General features: G+C 67.0%; 17 protein-coding genes and 4 tRNA genes. 14 read left to right on the forward strand and 7 right to left on the reverse strand.

The genetic code is table 11. The annotated features are described in order from the left end of the window. Nucleotides 1-7: 7 nt before the first annotated feature. The 3 genes from ACIRRA_RS25245 to ACIRRA_RS25255 all read right to left on the reverse strand — a co-directional run bounded on the left by ACIRRA_RS25245 (nt 8) and on the right by ACIRRA_RS25255 (nt 6,166). Nucleotides 8-4,648 carry a molybdopterin-dependent oxidoreductase gene (locus tag ACIRRA_RS25245; protein ID WP_402772616.1) on the reverse strand — a complete coding sequence of 1,547 codons (4,641 nt, stop codon included), beginning with the start codon at nt 4,646-4,648 and terminating at the stop codon, nt 8-10. A gap of 155 nt (nt 4,649-4,803) precedes the next feature. Further along, nucleotides 4,804-5,505, reverse strand: a complete 702-nt coding sequence (locus ACIRRA_RS25250) for a demethylmenaquinone methyltransferase (RefSeq protein WP_402772858.1) — start codon at nt 5,503-5,505, stop codon at nt 4,804-4,806. Between the two features lie 166 nt (nt 5,506-5,671). Then, entirely contained in the window at nt 5,672-6,166 is a 495-nt protein-coding gene (locus tag ACIRRA_RS25255; protein ID WP_402772619.1) for a DUF3592 domain-containing protein, read from the reverse strand. Nucleotides 6,167-6,205: 39 nt separating this feature from the next. Here ACIRRA_RS25255 and ACIRRA_RS25260 point away from each other — a divergent pair, with 39 nt between their 5' ends. After that, nucleotides 6,206-6,709 carry a DUF2505 domain-containing protein gene (locus ACIRRA_RS25260; protein ID WP_402772622.1) on the forward strand — a complete coding sequence of 168 codons (504 nt, stop codon included), beginning with the start codon at nt 6,206-6,208 and terminating at the stop codon, nt 6,707-6,709. A 278-nt stretch (nt 6,710-6,987) separates the two neighbouring features. Here ACIRRA_RS25260 and ACIRRA_RS25265 read toward each other — a convergent pair whose 3' ends face one another. Then, complete coding sequence (locus tag ACIRRA_RS25265; RefSeq protein ID WP_357011277.1) at nt 6,988-7,437, reverse strand: VOC family protein; 450 nt, start codon at nt 7,435-7,437, stop codon at nt 6,988-6,990. Nucleotides 7,438-7,654: 217 nt separating this feature from the next. Between ACIRRA_RS25265 and ACIRRA_RS25270 the strand changes: the two genes are divergently transcribed. Further along, nucleotides 7,655-9,298, forward strand: a complete 1,644-nt coding sequence (locus ACIRRA_RS25270) for a purine-cytosine permease family protein (RefSeq protein ID WP_402772625.1) — start codon at nt 7,655-7,657, stop codon at nt 9,296-9,298. A 3-nt stretch (nt 9,299-9,301) separates the two neighbouring features. Here ACIRRA_RS25270 and ACIRRA_RS25275 read toward each other — a convergent pair whose 3' ends face one another. Both ACIRRA_RS25275 and ACIRRA_RS25280 read right to left on the reverse strand, forming a co-directional pair. Next, nucleotides 9,302-9,721 (reverse strand): helix-turn-helix transcriptional regulator, encoded by a 420-nt coding sequence (locus ACIRRA_RS25275; RefSeq protein ID WP_402772628.1) that lies wholly within the window; start codon nt 9,719-9,721, stop codon nt 9,302-9,304. Beyond that, nucleotides 9,718-10,944: a geranylgeranyl reductase family protein gene (locus ACIRRA_RS25280; RefSeq protein WP_402772861.1), complete on the reverse strand. Its 1,227-nt coding sequence runs from the start codon at nt 10,942-10,944 to the stop codon at nt 9,718-9,720. The genes ACIRRA_RS25275 and ACIRRA_RS25280 overlap by 4 nt, the downstream gene beginning before the upstream one ends. 675 nt (nt 10,945-11,619) lie before the next feature. On the opposite strand from ACIRRA_RS25280, the gene ACIRRA_RS25285 reads away from it, so the two are divergent. Next, nucleotides 11,620-12,642: a polyprenyl synthetase family protein gene (locus ACIRRA_RS25285; protein ID WP_402772631.1), complete on the forward strand. Its 1,023-nt coding sequence runs from the start codon at nt 11,620-11,622 to the stop codon at nt 12,640-12,642. Between the two features lie 198 nt (nt 12,643-12,840). Continuing rightward, nucleotides 12,841-13,722, forward strand: coding sequence for a zinc metalloprotease HtpX (gene htpX, locus ACIRRA_RS25290; protein WP_402772634.1), 882 nt, complete (start codon nt 12,841-12,843; stop codon nt 13,720-13,722). Here htpX and ACIRRA_RS25295 read toward each other — a convergent pair. Beyond that, complete coding sequence (locus ACIRRA_RS25295) at nt 13,719-14,210, reverse strand: YajQ family cyclic di-GMP-binding protein (protein WP_354850771.1); 492 nt, start codon at nt 14,208-14,210, stop codon at nt 13,719-13,721. The genes htpX and ACIRRA_RS25295 overlap by 4 nt on opposite strands. Nucleotides 14,211-14,348: 138 nt before the next feature. Between ACIRRA_RS25295 and ACIRRA_RS25300 the strand changes: the two genes are divergently transcribed. From ACIRRA_RS25300 to rplA, 10 genes are all read left to right on the forward strand, one after another. After that, a tRNA-Tyr gene (locus ACIRRA_RS25300) sits at nt 14,349-14,433 on the forward strand. A gap of 314 nt (nt 14,434-14,747) precedes the next feature. Continuing rightward, a tRNA-Thr gene (locus ACIRRA_RS25305) sits at nt 14,748-14,820 on the forward strand. Between the two features lie 80 nt (nt 14,821-14,900). Further along, nucleotides 14,901-14,973, forward strand: a tRNA-Met gene (locus tag ACIRRA_RS25310). A gap of 42 nt (nt 14,974-15,015) precedes the next feature. Continuing rightward, nucleotides 15,016-15,186 carry a 50S ribosomal protein L33 gene (rpmG, locus tag ACIRRA_RS25315; protein ID WP_029925945.1) on the forward strand — a complete coding sequence of 57 codons (171 nt, stop codon included), beginning with the start codon at nt 15,016-15,018 and terminating at the stop codon, nt 15,184-15,186. 193 nt (nt 15,187-15,379) lie between these two features. Further along, a complete protein-coding gene (locus ACIRRA_RS25320) occupies nt 15,380-16,432 on the forward strand; it encodes a fused (3R)-hydroxyacyl-ACP dehydratase subunits HadA/HadB (RefSeq protein ID WP_402772863.1) in 1,053 nt (350 codons plus the stop codon). Nucleotides 16,433-16,613: 181 nt separating this feature from the next. Further along, nucleotides 16,614-16,686, forward strand: a tRNA-Trp gene (locus ACIRRA_RS25325). A gap of 29 nt (nt 16,687-16,715) precedes the next feature. Beyond that, a complete protein-coding gene (gene secE, locus ACIRRA_RS25330; RefSeq protein WP_402772638.1) occupies nt 16,716-17,105 on the forward strand; it encodes a preprotein translocase subunit SecE in 390 nt (129 codons plus the stop codon). 136 nt (nt 17,106-17,241) lie between these two features. Next, nucleotides 17,242-18,060 (forward strand): transcription termination/antitermination protein NusG, encoded by an 819-nt coding sequence (gene nusG, locus ACIRRA_RS25335; protein WP_402772641.1) that lies wholly within the window; start codon nt 17,242-17,244, stop codon nt 18,058-18,060. A gap of 160 nt (nt 18,061-18,220) precedes the next feature. Beyond that, nucleotides 18,221-18,655, forward strand: a complete 435-nt coding sequence (gene rplK, locus ACIRRA_RS25340) for a 50S ribosomal protein L11 (protein ID WP_402772644.1) — start codon at nt 18,221-18,223, stop codon at nt 18,653-18,655. Nucleotides 18,656-18,811: 156 nt separating this feature from the next. Further along, nucleotides 18,812-19,522 carry a 50S ribosomal protein L1 gene (gene rplA, locus ACIRRA_RS25345; RefSeq protein ID WP_402772647.1) on the forward strand — a complete coding sequence of 237 codons (711 nt, stop codon included), beginning with the start codon at nt 18,812-18,814 and terminating at the stop codon, nt 19,520-19,522. The last annotated feature ends 81 nt before the right edge of the window (nt 19,523-19,603 follow it).

The raw sequence follows: 19,603 nt of genomic DNA on the forward strand, positions 1-19,603 counted from the left end.
AACCGGATCAGTACACGTCGCGTACGTAGCGCTTCTCGGCCACCAGCTGCTTCTTGAATGCCAGCGCGCCGTCCTCGCTGAGCTTGCCGTGAATGCGGGCAATCTTCAGCAGGGTGTCGTCCACATCCTTGGCCATGCGCGCGGCGTCACCGCACACATAGAAATGACCGCCCTCGCGCAACCACGCCCACAATTCCGCGCCATGCTCGATCATCCGGTGCTGCACATAGATCCGCTCGCGCTGATCCCGGGAGAACGCCAGATCCAGCCGGGTCAGGAATCCCGAACGGAACATGTCCTCGAGTTCGGCGCGGTAATAGAAATTGTCCTTGGCGTGCTGATCGCCGAAGAACAGCCAATTGCGACCCCGGCAGCCGAGGGCACGGCGCTCCTGGAGGAAACCGCGGAACGGCGCGATACCGGTACCCGGACCGACCATGATCATCGGCGCGTTCGGATCCAGCGGCGGCCGGAAATGCGGCGCCCGCTGCAGGAAGATCGGCACCTCCGCGTGGGCGCGATCGGCCAGGAACGTCGAGCTCACCCCGCCGCGCCGAGCCGCCGAACCGATGGCCGCCGGGTCGCCGTAGCGCACCACGCCGACCGTCAGCTGCACCTCGCGCGGACTCACCAGCGGACTCGACGAAATCGAATACTGGCGCGGCTGCAGCTTTTTCAGCGTGCCCAGCCACTCCACCAGATCGGCCCGCACCGGGAAATCGCGCAGCACGTCGACCGCCTGCCGATCCCACAGATACCCGTCCAGCTCATTGCGATTGTCCCGGCGCAGCAGCTTGGCCAGCCACGGGCTGGCATTGTGCTCGGCCACGAACGACAGCAGATCCGTGCTCACCCGCGTGATGTCGTAGCGCGTCCGCAGCGCCTCGGCCAGCGCCACCTCACCGTCCTCGACCTCGATGAGCCGCCGCCCCTCCAGACCGGTTACCGCCAGCCACTCCGCCACCAGCGCTTCACAATTCGCGGGCCGCACCCCGAGCGAATCCCCGACCTCGTAGGTCGCCTCGGGATCACTCAGATCGAAACCGAACTGCCGTACCTCTTTTCCGGAACCGTCCCGCGAAAGCAGTTCATTGCGGACCAATTTCGCCAGTACCGGCGAATTCCGTGTGAAAGGCGCGGCGGCGGTCGCGCGTGTCCGCCGCCCCGGCGCGAGGCCGGTGATCGTGCCGGATCCGGCCCGCGGTGCGGTGGACCCCGGCGTGATCGCATCGGACCGGTGCGGCCGGGCCGACCCGGCCGCGCCATGTCGGCCATCACCGCCCGTGGGAGTGGAATTCGGGCCGAAGCCCGGGGAACCCCACCCCGGCGGCACATCGCCGGGCCGGGCGGCCGAACCATCCGAATTCTGAACACCCGCTGCGGGCCCGCCGAACCCGGTGACGCCGCCCGACCGGTCGAGATTGCTGCCGCGGCCCGGTGTGGTGCCGGCTCCACCGGCGGAACCGTCGTCCGGTCCCGAACCAGCCGACGTGGCGGCGTGGTCCGCGATCTGGGCGAGGATGTCGGCCACGGCGTCGAACCAGGCCGCGGACAGGTCCTCGTGATCGGGTTCGCTGTCGACGCGCGGCAACAGGCGGGTGGCTCCGCGCTTCTCGAACAGTTCGTCCAGTTTGCGGCCGTGGCCACAGAAGTCGTCGTACGAGGAATCGCCCAGCGCGAAGACCGCGTACCGCATGCCGGTCAGCCGGATCGCGCTGTCGTTCAGGCGTTCCCAGAAGTCCGCGCCATTGTCGGGCGGTCCGCCGTCGCCGAAGGTGCTGCTGATGACCAGCACATCACCTGTCAGGTCGGACAGTTCGGCGGAATCCATGTCCAGCAGGCGCGGTGTGGATCCCGAATCGGCCAGATAGGTCGCCAGGGCGGCGGCCAGTTCCTCCGCCGTCCCGGTCTGCGACGCCCACAGCACGGTCACCGTGCGGGTCGCCGCGGTCGTGGCCGCACCCGTGGTGTCCGACGGGCTGCCGCCCACTGCACCGTCGAGCGCCGGTGAGTAGTGCTGCGCCCCACGCGAATACATGCCGCCCAGCAGTCCGTCGATCCACACCCGGCTGCGCTCCGAGATCGGCGCGGTCTCGGGCAGCACCGGGACGCCACTGACCGGCAGGCTCTGCAGCGCCGCGAGATATCCACCGAGATAGATGCGCTCGGTCTCGGTCAGCGTCGGTGCGACACCGGTCTCCAACCCGAGCATGAGCGCCAGGGGATGCGGTCCGCTCGCGGTACCGGGGGCGACAGCAGCCGACCGGTCGGGTTCCCCGGAGCCCGCGATGAACGGTGCGCCGAAACCCGCCGGCACCGAACCGGTGAGGCCGGAGCCACTACCCGCCCCGACCGGATAGCGGTCCGCGGACGACGGGTCGGCGTGCGCGGCGCGGCGGCCGCCGGCATCGGCGACGCGGCCGGTCAGCCCGCCCTCGCTGCCGGCGCCATCGGGCGCCGCCGCGGTCAGGGCCGCCACCTTCCGCAGCCGGACCGCGCAGGCCTTGAACTCGGGTTGCAGGGAGATCGGGTCGACCGCGTCGTTGGTGACGGCATTGATGGTCAGGTATTCGCCCTGCTCGTCGTTCCAGTGGAACGGGGCGAAGCAGGTGCCGGGGAGGACGCGGTCGCTCACCTGGACGGGCAGCACGGCGCGGCCGCGGCGGGAGGTGATTTCGAGCTGGTCGCCCGCGTGCACCTCGAGGCGGGCGGCGTCCCCGGGGTGGATTTCCAGGAAGGGCTTGCCATTGAGCTTGGTCAGTTTCGCCACCTTCCCGGTTTTGGTCATGGTGTGCCACTGGTGTTGCAGGCGGCCGGTATTGAGCACGAACGGGTGATCCTCGTCCGGCATCTCGTCGGGCAGCAGGTGCGGGCGCGCCCAGAACACGGCCTTGCGGCTGGGTGTGGCGAATGCCAGTCGCGGGGTGTGCCCGTGCTCGTCGGTGTGCGGGGTCTGGCTGACCCCGTCATTCAGGTAGCGAATCGGGTTGCGGCGCTGGGCCGGATCGGGGCACGGCCACTGCGCGGGCCCGGCCCGCAGCCCGTCGTAGTCGATGCCGCGCAGGTCGTAGCCGGTGGCCGGGTTGGCGAATCGCCGGATCTCGTCGAAGATCTCGGCGCTGGAGGCGTATTCGAACCCGGGGAAGCCGAGCGCCGTCGCGACCTGCGCGATGAGCTGCCAGTCCGGACGCGCGTCGCCGATCGGCTCCACCGACTGCTGCAGCAGGGTCAGGTTGCGTTCCGAGTTCACCTGCACCCCGTCGGCCTCGGCCCACAGGGTGGCGGGCAGCAGCAGGTCGGCGTAGGCGTTGGTGGCGGTGTCGGTGAACACGTCCTGGGCGATCACCAGCTCGGCGGTCTCCAGCCCGGCGATGACGGTGCGCCGATTCGCCATGGAGGCAACGGGATTGCTGCACATGATCCAGCAGGCTTTGATCTTCCCGTCGGCCAGTTCCCGGAACATCTCGATGGAGCCGGGCCCGGCCTCGGCGCGAATGGTGCCCGGCGCCAGCCCCCATTCGGCCTCCACGAAGGCCCGGTCGGCGTCGGCGAGCACGCTGCGTTGTCCCGGCAATCCCGGTCCCATGTAACCCATTTCGCGCCCGCCCATGGCATTGGGCTGCCCGGTGAGCGAGAAGGGCCCGCTGCCGGTCCGGCAGATGGCACCGGTGGCCAGGTGCAGGTTGATGATGGCGTTACTGGCCCAGGTGCCGTGCGTGGACTGGTTGATCCCCATGGTCCACAGCGACATCCATTCGCCGGCCGCGCCGATCCAGGCGGCGGCGGTGTGGATGTCGGCCTCGGGAATGCCGGTTTCTTCGGACACCATCGACGGGGTGTATGCGGCGAGGAACTCGGGCATGCCCGCCCAGTTCTCGGTGTGCTCGGCGATGAATTCGGCGTCGATGTCGCCGTTCTCGACCAGCAGGTGCAGCAGCCCGTTAAGCAGCGCGAGATCCGTGCCCGGCTTGATCTGGAGGAACAGGTCGGCGCGCGCCGCGGTGTCGGTGCGCCGCGGATCCACCACGATCAGCTTGGCGCCCGCCTTGAGCCGGTCGGCCATGCGCAGGAACAGGATGGGGTGGCAGTCGGCCATATTCGCGCCGATGACGAAGAACAGGTCGGCATGATCGAGGTCGTCGTAGGACCCGGGCGGCCCGTCCGCGCCCAGCGACAGCTTGTACCCGCTGGCCGCGCTGGCCATGCACAGCCGCGAGTTGGCCTCCATGTGCACGGTGCGCAGGTGGCCCTTGGCGAGTTTGGTGGCCAGATACTGGGCCTCGATCGACAGCTGGCCGGACACGTAGAGAGCGATGGCGTCCGGTCCGTCTGTGTCGAGAATCACGCGAAGCCGCTGTGCGGCTTCGTGAATCGCCTCGTCGACGGGCATGGGCACCGGCGGCTGGCCGCGTTCGGGCCGGCGGTAGGCGGTCTCCATGCGGCCGGGCGCGGCCATCAGTTCGGCGTGCGTATTGCCCTTGGTGCACAGCCGCCCGGCATTGACCGGGTGGTCCTTGTCGCCCTTCACCTTGGCGATCGCGGGCAGTCCGTGTGTCCCGGTCTTGGTTTCGACGGTGATGCCGCAGCCCACCCCGCAGTACGAGCACGCGGTCCGGGTGCTCGTCGGGGGAGTGGGCTGTTCCGGCATGGTTCCGAGTTAAGCCACCCCGGGTTGCAGTGGATTTACCGAACGTTATCGCCAGATGACAATCCACCTCACAGCCGTCTTTCGTGACCGTGAGGCCCAGGTCGGGACGCTGCCGTGAGCAATGCCACAGGTCAGCGCTCCGGACTCGGTTCCGCTCAGCCCAGCTTGTACGCCCGGTGCAGGGCCACGGCCCCGCCCGAGAGATTGCGCCACTGCACCGAGGACCACCCGGCGTCGGCGATCCGCAGCGCCAGCTGCGGCTGGTTCGGCCACTCCCGAATCGACTCGGCCAGATACACGTAGGCGTCCGGATTGCTGGAGACCGCGCGCGCCAGCGGCGGCAGCGCCCGCATCAGGTACTCCATGTAGATGGTCCGGAAGGGTTCCCAGGTCGGTGTGGAGAACTCGGCCACCACCAGCCGCCCGCCGGGCTTGGTGACGCGCAGCATCTCGCGCAGCGCCAGATCCGGGTCGGCCACATTGCGCAGGCCGTAGGCGATGGTCACCGCGTCGAAGGAGTCGTCGGCGAAGGGCAGTGCCATGGCGTCGGCGGCGACCATGGGCACATTGCGGTGCCGTCCGGCCGACAGCATGCCTTGGGAGAAGTCCGCGGCCAGCACCCACGCGCCCGACTTGGACAGGTCCAGGGTGGAGACGCCGGTCCCCGCCGCCAGATCCAGCACCCGCTCGCCGGGCCGCAGGCCCAGTGCCTTGCGCGTCACCCAGCGCCAATACCTGTCCTGGCCAACGGAGATCACCGAATTGGTCAGGTCGTACCGCTTGGCGACACCGTCGAACATGGACGCGACGTCGCGCGGCTGCTTGTCCAGCTGGGCCCGAAACGATGCTCTGTTAATTTTGCCCTCCGCTTCGCTCCGGGCGGGTTCGCGGCCCCGGAGGTCTCGATTCTTCCCTCCTCCGCTCCTCCGCTTCGCTCCCCGTCTCGCTCCAAGGCGCTGGCCTGTGGAGCCGCAGTCCAGAATCGAGACGGGCCGCGAACCTGTGGGTGGTGGCCGGGTTCTTCTACCGCCGCAGCCTAGTTCGCAGCCGTGCCCGCAGCGCGCCCAGCCACCGGGTCGGGGGCGAGCCGAGCAACCACAGCGCGGGAATGGCGACGGCCCAGGAGACCACGATGACCGACAGCGCCGGGATGATCGCGACACGCGCATCGCGACCCGCCACGCGTACGAGATCGGGATCACTGCGCCGGTATTCGACATTGATGCGTTCGCCGACGGTCAGTTTGGTGGGGTACAGCACCCCGGTCTTCGGATTGTGCGTCTCGCCGTCGGGCGTCACGAAGATGACCGCGGACCGCAGCGTGCCCGCCGAGAGGACTTCGGCGCTGGTCACGCCCTTGTCGGAGTTGATCAGGTGGTCGTCGCGCCAGGCCGCCAGCACCAGCAGCACGGCCAGGAAGCTGATGGTGGCCGCGGCGATCACGACCCCGATCCGAGCCCGCCGCAACCGAACCGCCCGCCGCTGTTCAGCGCTATGAGACTGGCTAGTTTCCGACACTTCAGCAGGCTATTCCATCGCTGGACTACGGTCTTCGCCATGTCCCGAAAATTCAGCTTCACCGTGCAGTACAGCGTTCCGGTCGAAGAGCTTCACCGGGCACTGACCAATGACGAGATGTGGCAGGCCCGCTTCGCCGAGGCGACCACCGCCACACTCGAGCTCACCCACCCGGACGGCCCAGGCACCATCCGGATCCACATGACCGAGAAGGTGTCCGAGGACCAGATTCCCGGCATCGTCAAGAAGGTTCTCAAGAGCGAGCTCATGCTCGAGCGCACCGACACCTGGGGCCCGCTCGCGGACGGCGTCGCCAAGGGTGCCTTCAGCGGCCGCTCGGGCGGCATCACCACCAATCTGGCGGGCACGTTCGAATTGCGACCCATCGCCGGAGGTTCCGAGATCGAGGCCACCGGCGCGGTGGACGTGAAGGTCCCGCTGGTCGGCGGGGCCATCGAACCGCTGGTCGAGAACCTGTTCAAGAGGATCATCAACAGCGAGCGCAAGTCCGTCGAATCCTGGTTCGCCGCGCAGATCGCCTGATCCCGGTAAACCGTGGATGCGGGGGTGGTCCCGCATCCACGGGAGGTGTTCGATTGCCCTCCGCTTCGCTCCGGGCGGGTTCGCGGCCAAGGCGCAGGCCCATGGAGCCGGAAGTTCGGTCTTCCCTCCTCCGCTTCGCTCCCCCGCTCCAAGCGCGGGGAGGCGGAGCGCAGTCCAGACCGAGCCGGGCCGCGAACGTTCAGCGGTCATCATCGAGCGAACGTTCAGCGGTCATTCGAGAGGCGTCGTCGCTCGTCCGGCTTACTGTCGGTGATTGGTTACTGTGGGCCGAACTGGGCCGTGGCGGGGTCGAATTCGCGGGGTTCGACGAGGACCAGCCAGTTGCCGGAGTTGTCGCGGATGATGGCCTCGACGCCGTAGGGGCGTTCCGACGGCGGCTGCACGAACTCCACGTTCTTGGCGGTGAGTTCCTCGAAGGCCTTCTGGCAGTTGTCGGTTCGCAGGCCCAGCGCGCCGTGCGTGCCGTTGGCCATGGACCGCCGGATGGCCTCGGCGAGATTGTCGTCCAGCGGGGGACCGGGGATCATCAGCGTGATCTCCAGCTCCGGATGGTTCGGGTGCACCACGGTCACCCAGCGGAAGCCGTTGTCGCCCATGGTCACATCGCTGGCCTCCACGAAACCCAGTTTCTCGATGTACCACTGCTTCGCGGCGGTCTGATCGATCACGTACACGGTCACGAGCGAGACATTGGTGATGGTCGTCATGCCTCGAGCCTATGGACGGCCGGCCCGCGCGGGCTTCTCCGAAATTGCGCGTTTCCGTGCCGGGCCGATTCGCGTCCGGATAGCCGAGTTCACACACTCGGAACCTCGGTGAGCCTGCCGTAACAGCTGCGCAATGGATCTGAAAGCCGAGATCAACATTCGGTGACCACCCTCGAATCGGGAAAAAGCTCGTGACGAGCCCGAACGAGGAGTGCCGGTGGTTCAAGTCGAAACACCCGCGGCCGATGCGGTCGCCGCGTCGAAAGAGACGCTGGAGGATTACACGCTGCGGTTCGCACCCCGCAGCTACCGCAAATGGAGTCCGGCGGTGGTCGGCGTCTCGGCGCTCGGCGGCATCGCCTACCTGGCCGACTTCTCCATCGGCGCGAACATCGGCATCGCCAACGGCACCGGCAACGCCCTGCTGGGCATCGGCATCTTCGCAATCGTGGTCATGCTCACCGGCTTCCCGCTGGCCTACTACGCGGCGCGCTACAACATCGACCTGGACCTGATCACCCGCGGCAGCGGCTTCGGTTACTACGGGTCGGTGGTGACGAACATCGTGTTCGCCTCCTTCACCTTCATCTTCTTCGCCCTCGAGGGTTCGATCATGGCGCAGGGCCTGAAACTCGGCCTGCACGTGCCGCTGCCGATCGGCTACCTGGTGTCCACGGTGATGATCTTCCCGCTGGTCATCTACGGCATGAACACCCTGGCCAAGCTGCAGGTGTGGACCACTCCGCTGTGGCTGATCCTGATGGTGCTGCCGTTCGGCTTCCTGCTGGTGCGCCACCCGGACTCGGTCGGCACCTTCCTGTCCTACGGCGGCCAGGACGGCAAGGGCGTGAGCCTGTCCGGCGCGCTGCTGGCCGCCGGCGTCTGCCTCTCGCTCATCGCACAGATCGCCGAGCAGATCGACTACCTGCGCTTCATGCCGCCCCGGACCCCGGAGAACGCCCGGAGGTGGTGGGGCTGGATGCTGCTGGCCGGACCCGGTTGGGTGATCTTCGGCGCCATCAAGCAGGTGGTCGGCCTGTTCCTGGCGGTCTACCTGATCGCGAATCTGCCCGGCGCGCAGAACATCGCCAACCAGCCGGTGCACCAGTTCCTCGAGATCTACCGCGACATGATGCCGTCCTGGCTGGCCATGACCCTGGCCGTGGCGCTGGTCGTCATCAGCCAGATCAAGATCAATGTGACCAATGCGTATTCGGGTTCGCTGGCGTGGACCAACTCCTTCACCCGCGTCACCAAGACCTACCCGGGCCGCATCGTCTTCCTCGGCCTGAACCTGGCCATCGCGTTGATCCTGATGGAAGCCAACATGTTCGACTTCCTCAACAGCATCCTCGGCTTCTACGCCAACTGCGGCATCGCCTGGATCGTCACCGTCGCAACGGATATCGCGATCAACAAGTACGTGCTGAAGATCTCGCCCAAGGAGCCGGAGTTCCGGCGTGGCATGCTCTACGACTTCAACCCGGTCGGCCTGGTCGGTTTCGGGCTGTCGGCGGCGTTGTCGATCATGACCTTCTTCGGCATCTTCGGCGAGACCCTGAAACCGTACTCGCCCATTGTGGCCGTGGTGGTTTCGTTCCTGGCGACCCCGCTGACCGCGATCCTCACCAAGGGCAAGTACTACCTGCGCCGCGACCACGACGGCATCGAGCTGCCCATGTTCGACGAGCACGGCAACCCGTCGGGGGAGACCCTTACCTGCGCCGTCACCGGCATGGAATTCGAGCGCCCGGACATGATCGCCTCGGCGGTCCCGGGACCCGAGGGCGAGATCCAGTACATCAGCTCGCTGGCGCTCTCGACCGACAAGACCGGCACTCACGTCCTGCCGTCGAAATAGCTGCTACACAGGCGGTTTCCGATCCGAGAGACCGTGCATGAAGACGTAGCAACCCGGGATATGGGGTGCGCCCTCGGCCGCGAATTTCGCTTGATACTCCGAGGGCGACATCCCCACCAGCTCGGTGAATTTGCTGCTGAACGACCCGAGACTGCTGTAGCCGACGAGCATGCAGGCCTCGGTCACCGTCACGTTGGTGGCGCGCAACAGATCCTGTGCCCGCTCGATCCGGCGCTCGGCCAGATACACCGCGGGCGTCTTGCCGTAGGTCGCCGCGAAACATCGCAGGAAGTGATACTTCGACACCCCCGCGGCCGCCGCCAGACTGTCCAGATCCAACCGCTCCGCGTAGTGCCGGTCGGCCAGATCCCGCGCTCGCCGCAGATGCGGCAGCAGCTCTTCGGGAACCGGCCGGGCGCTCACGAGAACGGCTGGATCTTGTCGAAACGCAGAGAGGCCCGGCCCGCACCCCGCCACAGCCGGGCGGTCAGGTCCACGTCCTCGTCGGTGACCAGATTGCCCATCACCCGGACCGCGGTGCGCTGCAACAGCTTCGACCGCATCATCGGCGGCCCGCCCAGCGGCACCGTGCGCGGGTGGGTGGCCAGCCCCGCCAGCCGCCGCGCCACCGAATAGGTGCGGCCGTAGCGTTCCCGCAGCAACTCCGGCCAGATACGGGTCAGATCGTGCTGGTCCAGGATTCCGGCGAGCATGTGCCCGCCCTCCAGACCGTAGTCGATGCCCTCGCCATTGAGCGGGTTCACGCACCCGGCCGCGTCGCCCACCAGCGCCCAGTTGCGCCCGGACAGATTCGACACCGCGCCGCCCATGGGCAGCAGCGCCGACGCCACCGCCCGCGCCTCGCCCTCGAATGCCCACTCCGCGCGGCGTTCCGAAACATAGTGCTGCAGCAGCGGTTTCAAGGCGATATGCGACGGACGCTTTTCGGTGGCCAGCGAGCCGACGCCGATATTCACCTCGCCATTGCCGAGCGGGAAAACCCAGCCGTATCCGGGAATCAATTCCCCGTTCGCACTCCGCAATTCGAGATGCGAGGTGATCCACTCGTCGTCACTGCGCTCGGACTTGATGTAGGCGCGCGCCGCGGTCCCGTACGCGTACTGGCGATGCCAGGTGCGGCCCAGCAGTTTTCCGACGGGGGAGCGCACGCCGTCGGCCACGATGAGGATGTCGCACGACACCGCCCGCAGGCCGGCGTCGGTCTTGACGGTCACCCCGGTGACCCGGTCGCCCTCGCGGGCCACCTCCACCACCTTGACCCCGTCCACCATCCGCACGCCCGACTTGATCGCGGTCTCGCGCAGCTTGTCGTCGAGTTCGGTTCGCGGAACGGCGCTTCCGTAGCTGGGGAACGACCCGTCCGGCCAGGGCAACAGCGCCTCCCGCCCGAACCCGGCCATCCGCAGGCCGCGATTGACCGTGTGCGCCCGCACCCAGTCGCCCAGCCCGAGATGCTCGAGTTCGGCGGTGGCACGCGGGGTCAGTCCGTCACCGCAGGTCTTGTCGCGCGGGAACACCGCGGAATCGGTCAGCAGCACGTCCCGGCCCATCCGCGCGGCCCAGGCGGCCGCCGCGGACCCGGCAGGCCCCGCCCCGACCACCAGGACCTCGGCGTGCGCCGGCAGAGCGGTGTCTGATTTGCCCTCCGCTCCGCCCCGGGCGGGGTTCGCGGCCCTGGAGGTCTCGTTGTTCCCTCCCTCCGCTCCTCCGCTGCGCTCCGTCGCTCCGCTCAGTCCGGAACGAGCGCTCCGCCTCCCCGCGCTTGGGCCGCGGACCTGCAGGCGCGGCATACTCGGGTCGTCATCCGGTGAGCGCATGGCGTCAATACTTGCAGCACATCACAATCGCTGTCGACGCGGTCCGCTCCGCCACGGATCCCCCAACACGGACCACCCGAACAAGATCCGCCGAAAGGTTCGCGGCCGTCTCGATTCTGGACCGACGGAGCGGGGGAGCGAAGCGGAGGAGGGAAGAATCGAGACCTCCAGGGCCGCGAACCCCGCCCGGAGCGAAGCGGAGGGCAATCAGACACGGACTGCCCGAACAAGATCCGCCCAAAGGTTCGCGGCCCGTCTCGTTCTGGACTGACGGAGCGGGGGAGCGAAGCGGAGGAGCGGAGGAGGGAAGAATCGAGACCTCGGGGCCGCGAACCCGCCCGGAGCGAAGCGGAGGGCAATTGGACACAGGCAATTGGACACAGCAGTGTTTCGTGCGTCGCACTACGGTGGTGTCCATAGGGGGTGATCGGTCCACACGCTAGGTTCTTTGGCGTGGGGTCGGACGCGGCACTGGGAGATGAAATGAGCGCATCAGCTGTGAGCGAGGAGAGCACCGTGGTCGCGGGGGTGGATCTGGGCGATCCCGAGCTCGCGGCGACCGTGCGCAAGGGCCTGATCGAGGTCGAGGATCTGCTGATCACCGAGCTGTCCGACGGCGAGGAGTTCCTGCAGGAAGCGGCGCTGCACCTGGCCAAGGCCGGCGGCAAGCGGTTCCGTCCCCTGTTCACCATCCTGACCGGTCAGCTGGGCCCCGACCCGACCAGCCCCGACCTGGTCACCGCCGGCACCGTGGTGGAGCTCGTGCACCTGGCCACCCTGTACCACGACGACGTCATGGACGAGGCGTCCATGCGCCGCGGCGCGCCCAGCGTGAACTCGCGCTGGGGCAACAGCGTCGCCATCCTGGCCGGCGACTACCTGTTCGCCCACGCGTCGCGACTGGTCTCCACCCTCGGCCCGGACGCGGTCCGCATCATCGCCGAGACCTTCGCCGAGCTGGTCACCGGCCAGATGCGCGAGACCATCGGCGCCCGGCAGTCCCAGGACCCGGTCGAGCACTACCTGCGCGTGGTCTGGGAGAAGACCGGTTCGCTGATCGCCGCCGCCGGCCGTTTCGGCGGTACCTTCTCCGGCGCGGATCGCGACCACGTGGAGCGGCTGGCCCGCCTCGGCGACGCCGTGGGCACCGCCTTCCAGATCGCCGACGACATCATCGACATCTCCTCGGTGTCCGAGCAGTCCGGCAAGACCCCCGGCACCGACCTGCGCGAGGGCGTCCACACCCTGCCGGTCCTCTACGCCCTGCGCGACGAGGGCGCCGAGGGCGACCACCTGCGCAAGCTGCTGGCCCGCCCGCTGGAGACCGACGCCGAGGTCGACGAGGCCCTGTACCTGCTGTCCCGCTCCCGCGGCCTGGTGCTGGCCAAGGAGAAGCTGCACGGCTACGCCGACATCGCCCACGCCGAACTCTCCGCCCTGCCCGCCGGCCCGGCCAACGAGGCCCTGGAACACCTGGTCCGCTACACCATCGAACGCGTCGGCTGAGGATCCCGGGGAACCCCTCCGTGACATCCATCGTTGATCTGGTGTACCTGCCCTGATGGGCACAGCAACGTGGTTCGCGGCTCGTCTCGTTCTGGACTGACGGAGCGGGGGAGCGAAGCGGAGGAGCGGAGGAGCGGAGGAGGGAAGAACGAGACCTCCAGGGCCGCGAACCCGCCCGGAGCGAAGCGGAGGGCAAAAATGCACAGTCACGGGTATGCGAACGGGTTGAAGACGTTCGGGCTGCTGGTAGGGATGTCGGCGCTGATCGTGTTCGTGGGAGCGATGTTCCGCAATCCCACGATCCTGATCCTGTCGATCGTGCTGGCCGTGGGCATGAATGCCTACGCCTACTTCAACAGCGACAAGCTGGCGTTGAAGGCCATGCACGCGCAGCCGGTGACGGAGCTGGAGGCCCCGGCCATGTATCGCATCGTGCGCGAGTTGGCCACGGCCGCACGGCAACCCATGCCGCGCCTCTACATCAGCCCCACCAATGCGCCGAATGCCTTTGCCACCGGCCGCAATCCGCGCAATGCCGCGGTCTGCTGCACCACCGGCATCCTGCAGATCCTCGACGAGCGGGAACTGCGCGCGGTGCTGGGCCACGAACTGTCGCACGTCTACAACCGCGACATCCTGATCTCGTCGGTGGCCGGCGCGCTCGCCTCGGTCATTTCCGGCCTGGCCAACCTGGCCTTCTTCGCGGGCGCCTTCGGCGGCAGCCGGGACGGCGAGGGCCCGAATATCATTGGCATCCTGCTGGTTTCGCTGCTGGGCCCGATCGCGGCCTCGCTCATCAAACTCGCCGTGTCCCGCTCCCGGGAGTACCAGGCCGACCAGGACGGCGCCGAACTCACCGGCGACCCCCTGGCCCTCGCGTCGGCCCTGCGCAAGCTGGAACGCGGCACCCAGGCCGCCCCGCTGCCCCCCGAACCCCAGCTGACCGCTCAGTCGCACCTGATGATCGCCAACCCGTTCCGCAACGGCGATCGGATGGCCCGCTGGTTCTCCACCCACCCCCCGATGGCGGACCGTATCGCCCGCCTCGAGGAGATGGCTGGTGGAAACCGCAATTACTAGCGGTAGTTCACGAACTGCAGGGCGATATCGAAGTCGCCGCCCTTCAGCAGCGAGATGACCGCCTGCAGATCGTCGCGGCTCTTGCTGCTGACCCGCAGTTCCTCGCCCTGGATCTGCGCCTTGACGCCCTTGGGACCTTCGTCACGGATCTTCTTGGCGATCTTCTTCGCATTCTCCGTGGTGATGCCCTGCACCAGGGTTCCTGTGATCTTGTACACCTTGCCGGAGGCCTGCGGATCACCCGCGTCGAACGCCTTGAGCGAGATGTCGCGGCGAATCAGCTTCTCCTTGAACACATCCAGGGCGGCCTTGACGCGATCCTCCGACTCGGCGCTGAGGATGATCTTCTCCTCGCCCGACCATTCGATGCTCGCACCGGTGCCCCGGAAGTCGTAGCGCTGGCTCAGCTCCTTGGCGGCCTGGTTCAGGGCGTTGTCCACCTCCTGGCGATCGATCTTGCTGACGACATCGAACGACGAATCCGCCACACTCTTCTCCTGTCCGAGACTCGGATATTCGGGATGTTCCACGCCGACGCTAGCCCCTTCGGCATGGCTGTATCCAGCCGGTTTGCATTCCGGGCGTGGGTTCGTTGTATTCTGCTGGAGCGCTGCAAGGCGTACCCCGGCGGATTGCCCGAGCGGCCAAAGGGAGCTGACTGTAAATCAGCCGCGTAATGCTTCGGAGGTTCAAATCCTTCATCCGCCACCAGAGAGCCCCGTGGACAAGATCCACGGGGCTCTTTGCTTTTGGCCTCCACTCCCTCCGCTCCGCTCCGGCGGGTTCGCGGCCGAGGCGTAGGTCCATGGAGCCGGAAGCTCGATTCTTCCCTTCTCCGCTGCTTCGCTTCGCTCCCCCGCTCCAGGGCGGAGGTCTATCGAGCCGCAGTCCGGAATCGAGCCGGGCCGCGAACCTGCGAGTGTTCGAAATGTCCTCTGACCACACGGTTTGGATAGTCGGCGAGGATGTGTGTAATCTCGTTCAAGTCGTCAGCGCCCCGGCCGAGACCGGAGCAAGACAGACACGCCCCCTTAGCTCAGTCGGCAGAGCGTTTCCATGGTAAGGAAAAGGTCAACGGTTCGATTCCGTTAGGGGGCTCGCCGGATTGCCGGTGGTGACCGACTCGGCGTCTCGTTGCAGGACCCGGGACCTTCCCGCCGTCAGTACCGACAACAGATGGCGGTGTAGCTCAGTCGGTAGAGCAAACGACTCATAATCGTTGTGTCGCCGGTTCAAGTCCGGCCATCGCTACATACTGATATCCCAATCAGGCTGACCGGAAAGAAGGCAATCGTGGCCGCGAAGTCCACTGATATCCGGCCAAAGATCACCTTGGCCTGCGAGCAGTGCAAGCACCGCAACTACATCACCAAGAAGAACCGGCGCAACGACCCGGACCGCCTCGAGCTGAAGAAATTCTGCCCGAACTGCGGTACCCACCGGGCGCACCGAGAGTCTCGCTAACTTAAACCCGCGCGATCTACCGCGTGGATGACAGTGCCGGATCGGCAAGTCACCTAGTCTCTTAGAAAGAGACAGTGGCGCCGGTCCGGCATTTGGCGTATATAGCGGTGGTTCAGCGCTCTCGCCCGATCCCGTTCCGGGGATCAGATAGGGACTTCCTGCCGTGACGATCAACATTGACACCGAGGCCGACATGGTCGATTCCAGCGAGGTTTTCGACCCCGCCGCACACGCCGCCGCCATGGTCGGCCACCACTACCGCGTCGACGACTACTACGAGGTCGGACGCGAGAAGGTGCGTGAGTACGCCCGCGCGGTGCAGGACTACCACCCGGTCCATTGGGACGAGGACATCGCCAAGAGCCACGGTCACGACGGGCTGGTCGCCCCCCTCACCTTCATCTCGCTGGTCGGAATCCTGGCCCAGCGCAGGCTCTTCGAGCAGATCATCACCGGCTACGACCTGAGCCAGATCATGCAGACCGATCAGATCCTGGAGTTCCACCGGCCCATCCGGGCCGGCGACCAGCTGTCCTGCATCGTCTACCTGCACTCCTTCCGGCAGGCCTTCGGCGGCGACATCATCGTCACCCGCAACGACGTGGTCGCCCAGAACGACGAGCTGGTCCTCACCACCTACACCACCCTCATCGGCCGCAGCGGCGGTGACATCGATCCCAATATGGGTGCCGCCGTGCGCAACGTGCTCATGCACGGCGTCGGCCCGGAGGAGCGTCCAGAGCACCACCCGCGCACCGCCGACGTGCCGCCGCCCCCGTCGCCGGTCGAGATCGCGGCCACCGGCACGATCGTCGCGAGTAAGCACGTCCGCCGCTTCGAGAATGTGACCGTCGGCGCCGAACTGCCCCCGCGCGTGGTTCGTCTCACCCGCGGTGATCTGGTGAACTACGCCGGCGTCTCCGGCGACGCCAACCCGATCCACTGGAGCGACGATGTCGTCAAGCTGGTCGGCCTGGAAAACGTTGTGGCGCACGGCATGCTGACCATGGGCCTGGGCGGCGGCTTCGTCACCTCGTGGCTCGGCGACCCGGGCGCGGTCAAGGAGTACAACGTCCGCTTCACCAGCCCCGTCTACGTCCCGAGCGACCGTCCCGCGGAGATCGAGTACACCGGCAAGGTCAAGTCCGTGGACCCGGAGACCCGCACCGCCGTCGTCGCCATCGTGGCGAAGTCCGACGGGCGCAAGATCTTCGGCCGCGCCACCGCAACGGTGCAGCTGGCCTGACCCTCGACCCGAGATACGCTGCGACACCCCGATTGGCGGTCGCCACGCGGGGTAACGTACACTCGGGAATCTGGGGTCACCAGCCGATGCGCGCTGCTCCGAGGAGCGGCGCGCGTGTTGTGTGAAAACCCGTGTACAACTGAATGGAACAGTGGCTGGATTCGTTACCCCGTCCAGCCGAAGGGGCGTAGCTCAACTGGCAGAGCAGCGGTCTCCAAAACCGCAGGTTGCAGGTTCAAGTCCTGTCGCCCCTGCCCTGGATGCCGACGTAGAGAGGATCGACGTGAGCGACGAGCGGGACACTCGCCACGAAGATGGCGATGACACCGCCGCGGTGGCTCGGCCGAGCGGCAAGCGGTCCGCCCGGCGCACACGCGCCGCGTCGTCGAGCGCCGTCGCGACGATCGACCGACCGTCGGACTCGGCCAAGGCAACCACCAAGCAGTCCGGCAAGGACAAGAAGGTCGGGCGAGGCGGTACGGGCAATCCGTTCAAGCGCCTGGTGAAGTTCCTCAAGGAAGTCATCGCGGAACTTCGCAAGGTCATCTGGCCCAACCGCAAGCAGATGGTCACCTATACGAGCGTTGTCCTGGTGTTCGTGATTTTTATCGTCGCGTACATCAGCGGGTTGGATCTGGCGTTCATCAAGGGTGTCAACTGGCTCTTCGGCTAGGCGGCACGATGACCGCATCTGACCGTCGCGGCCGGTGAGCGGCCCCCCGGGCAGAGGCGGGGAGCGGGACCATCCGCCGGGCGTTTTGTCCCGGCGCGCAGAGGATTACGTGACGACTAAGGAAGCGAGTGCCCCAGTGAGCACCCCGGAGAACGGCACAACCGAGGAATTCCCGGTGGATGACGTGGTGATCGAAGAGACCACCGCGGACGTCGAGGACGCTGAGGGCTTCGCCGACGAGGCCGAGACTTTTGCCGCCGACGCGGAGGCCGGCGAGTTCGCCGCCGATGCCGAGGAGGACGAGCCCGCCCGCCCCGCCGCCGAGCTCTCCGACGAGCCTGCCGACCCGGTCGCCGAGATGACGGCCGCGCTCCGGCGCGCGCCCGGTGACTGGTACGTCGTCCACTCCTACGCCGGCTACGAGAACAAGGTGAAGACCAATCTCGAGACCCGCGTGCAGAACCTTGGTCTCGAGGACTACATCTTCCAGGTCGAGGTGCCGACCGAAGAGGTCACCGAGATCAAGAACGGTCAGAAGAAGAACGTCAACCGCAAGGTGCTGCCGGGCTACATCCTGGTCCGCATGGAGTTGAACGACGAGTCCTGGGGCGCGGTGCGCAACACCCCCGGTGTCACCGGTTTCGTCGGCGCCACCTCGCGGCCCTCGCCGCTCACCATTCCCGAAGTGGTGAAATTCCTGGTCCCGGCCGCGCAGCAGAAGAAGGCCGCCCCGGCCACCGCCGCTGCCGCCACCGCGGCCCCGATCGTGAAGCCGGTCATCGAGGTCGACTTCGAGGTCGGCGAGTCGGTGACTGTCATGGACGGCCCCTTCGCGACCCTCCCGGCCAGCATCTCCGAGGTCAATGCCGAGCAGCAGAAGCTCAAGGTGCTGGTCTCGATCTTCGGCCGCGAGACTCCGGTCGAGCTGGCTTTCACGCAGGTCGCCAAGATTTAAGTGCGTCAGGGCGGTGGCCCGGCCCTCTTCCGGGCCGGTGTCACCGCCTTTTTCGCGTTCGCATAGACTTGACGGGTTGTGCCGCGGGCGTCCGCGCCCGGGCGCACGGTCCGGAGAAGGCTTACGGGAATCCGTAAGGAACCTAACCCAAGGAAGAAAGATGCCCCCGAAGAAGAAGAAGGTCGCTGGGCTCATCAAGCTCCAGATCCAGGCCGGCCAGGCCAACCCGGCTCCGCCGGTCGGTCCGGCGCTGGGTCAGCACGGCGTCAACATCATGGAGTTCTGCAAGGCGTACAACGCGGCGACCGAGTCGCAGCGTGGCAACGTCATCCCGGTCGAGATCACGGTCTACGAAGACCGCTCGTTCGACTTCAAGCTGAAGACGCCGCCCGCCGCGCGTCTGCTGCTGAAGGCCGCCGGTGTGCAGAAGGGCTCCGCCGAGCCGCACCGCACCAAGGTCGCGCAGATCACCATGGACCAGGTCCGTGAGATCGCCAAGACCAAGCAGGAAGACCTGAACGCCAACGACATCGACGCCGCGGCGAAGATCATCGCTGGTACCGCCCGTTCGATGGGTATCACCATCGCGGAGTAGGGCTCTCCGCGGCGAGCGTGTCAGGCCCGGAGGCGCTACTCCGCGCTTATCTGCGTAACCACGTAGGGCCCGCGATCGCCGCAGTTGGATACAGAGCTCTTGTGGAAGGGACCGCCTGTCCCGCACCACTTCTGACTTAGACAAGGACAGAGAATCATGGCAAAACGAAGCAAGGCTTATCTCGAGGCGGCCGCCAAGGTCGACCGCGCCGCGCTCTACGCTCCGCTGGCCGCCGCGCGCCTGGCGAAGGAGACTTCGACCACCAAGACCGACGCGACCGTCGAGGTCGCCGTCCGTCTGGGCGTCGACCCCCGCAAGGCCGACCAGATGGTCCGTGGCACCGTCAACCTGCCGCACGGCACCGGTAAGACCGCCCGCGTCATCGTGTTCGCGGTCGGCGACAAGGCCGCCGAGGCCGAGGCCGCCGGTGCGGACGCCGTGGGCGCCGAGGACCTGATCGAGCGCATCCAGGGCGGCTGGCTGGAGTTCGACGCCGCGATCGCCACCCCGGACCAGATGGCCAAGGTCGGTCGTATCGCTCGCGTGCTGGGCCCGCGTGGCCTGATGCCGAACCCCAAGACCGGCACCGTCACCCCCGATGTGACCAAGGCTGTCAACGACATCAAGGGCGGCAAGATCAACTTCCGCGTCGACAAGCAGGCCAACCTGCACTTCGTGATCGGCAAGGCTTCCTTCGACGAGAAGAAGCTGGCCGAGAACTACGGCGCCGCGCTCGACGAGATCCTGCGTGTCAAGCCCTCCACCGCGAAGGGCCGCTACGTCAAGAAGGTGACGTTCTCGACCAACACCGGACCGGGCATCCCGGTGGATCCGAACCGCACCCGCAACTTCGCCGAGGAAGACTGATTCCTCGGCGCGGTAACGCGTAGCAACGTATGAAGCCCGAAGGGCCGGTACGAATCTCGTACCGGCCCTTCGCTTTTGCGA

The organism is Nocardia sp. NPDC101769, assembly GCF_044766925.1.
Lineage (GTDB): Bacteria > Actinomycetota > Actinomycetes > Mycobacteriales > Mycobacteriaceae > Nocardia.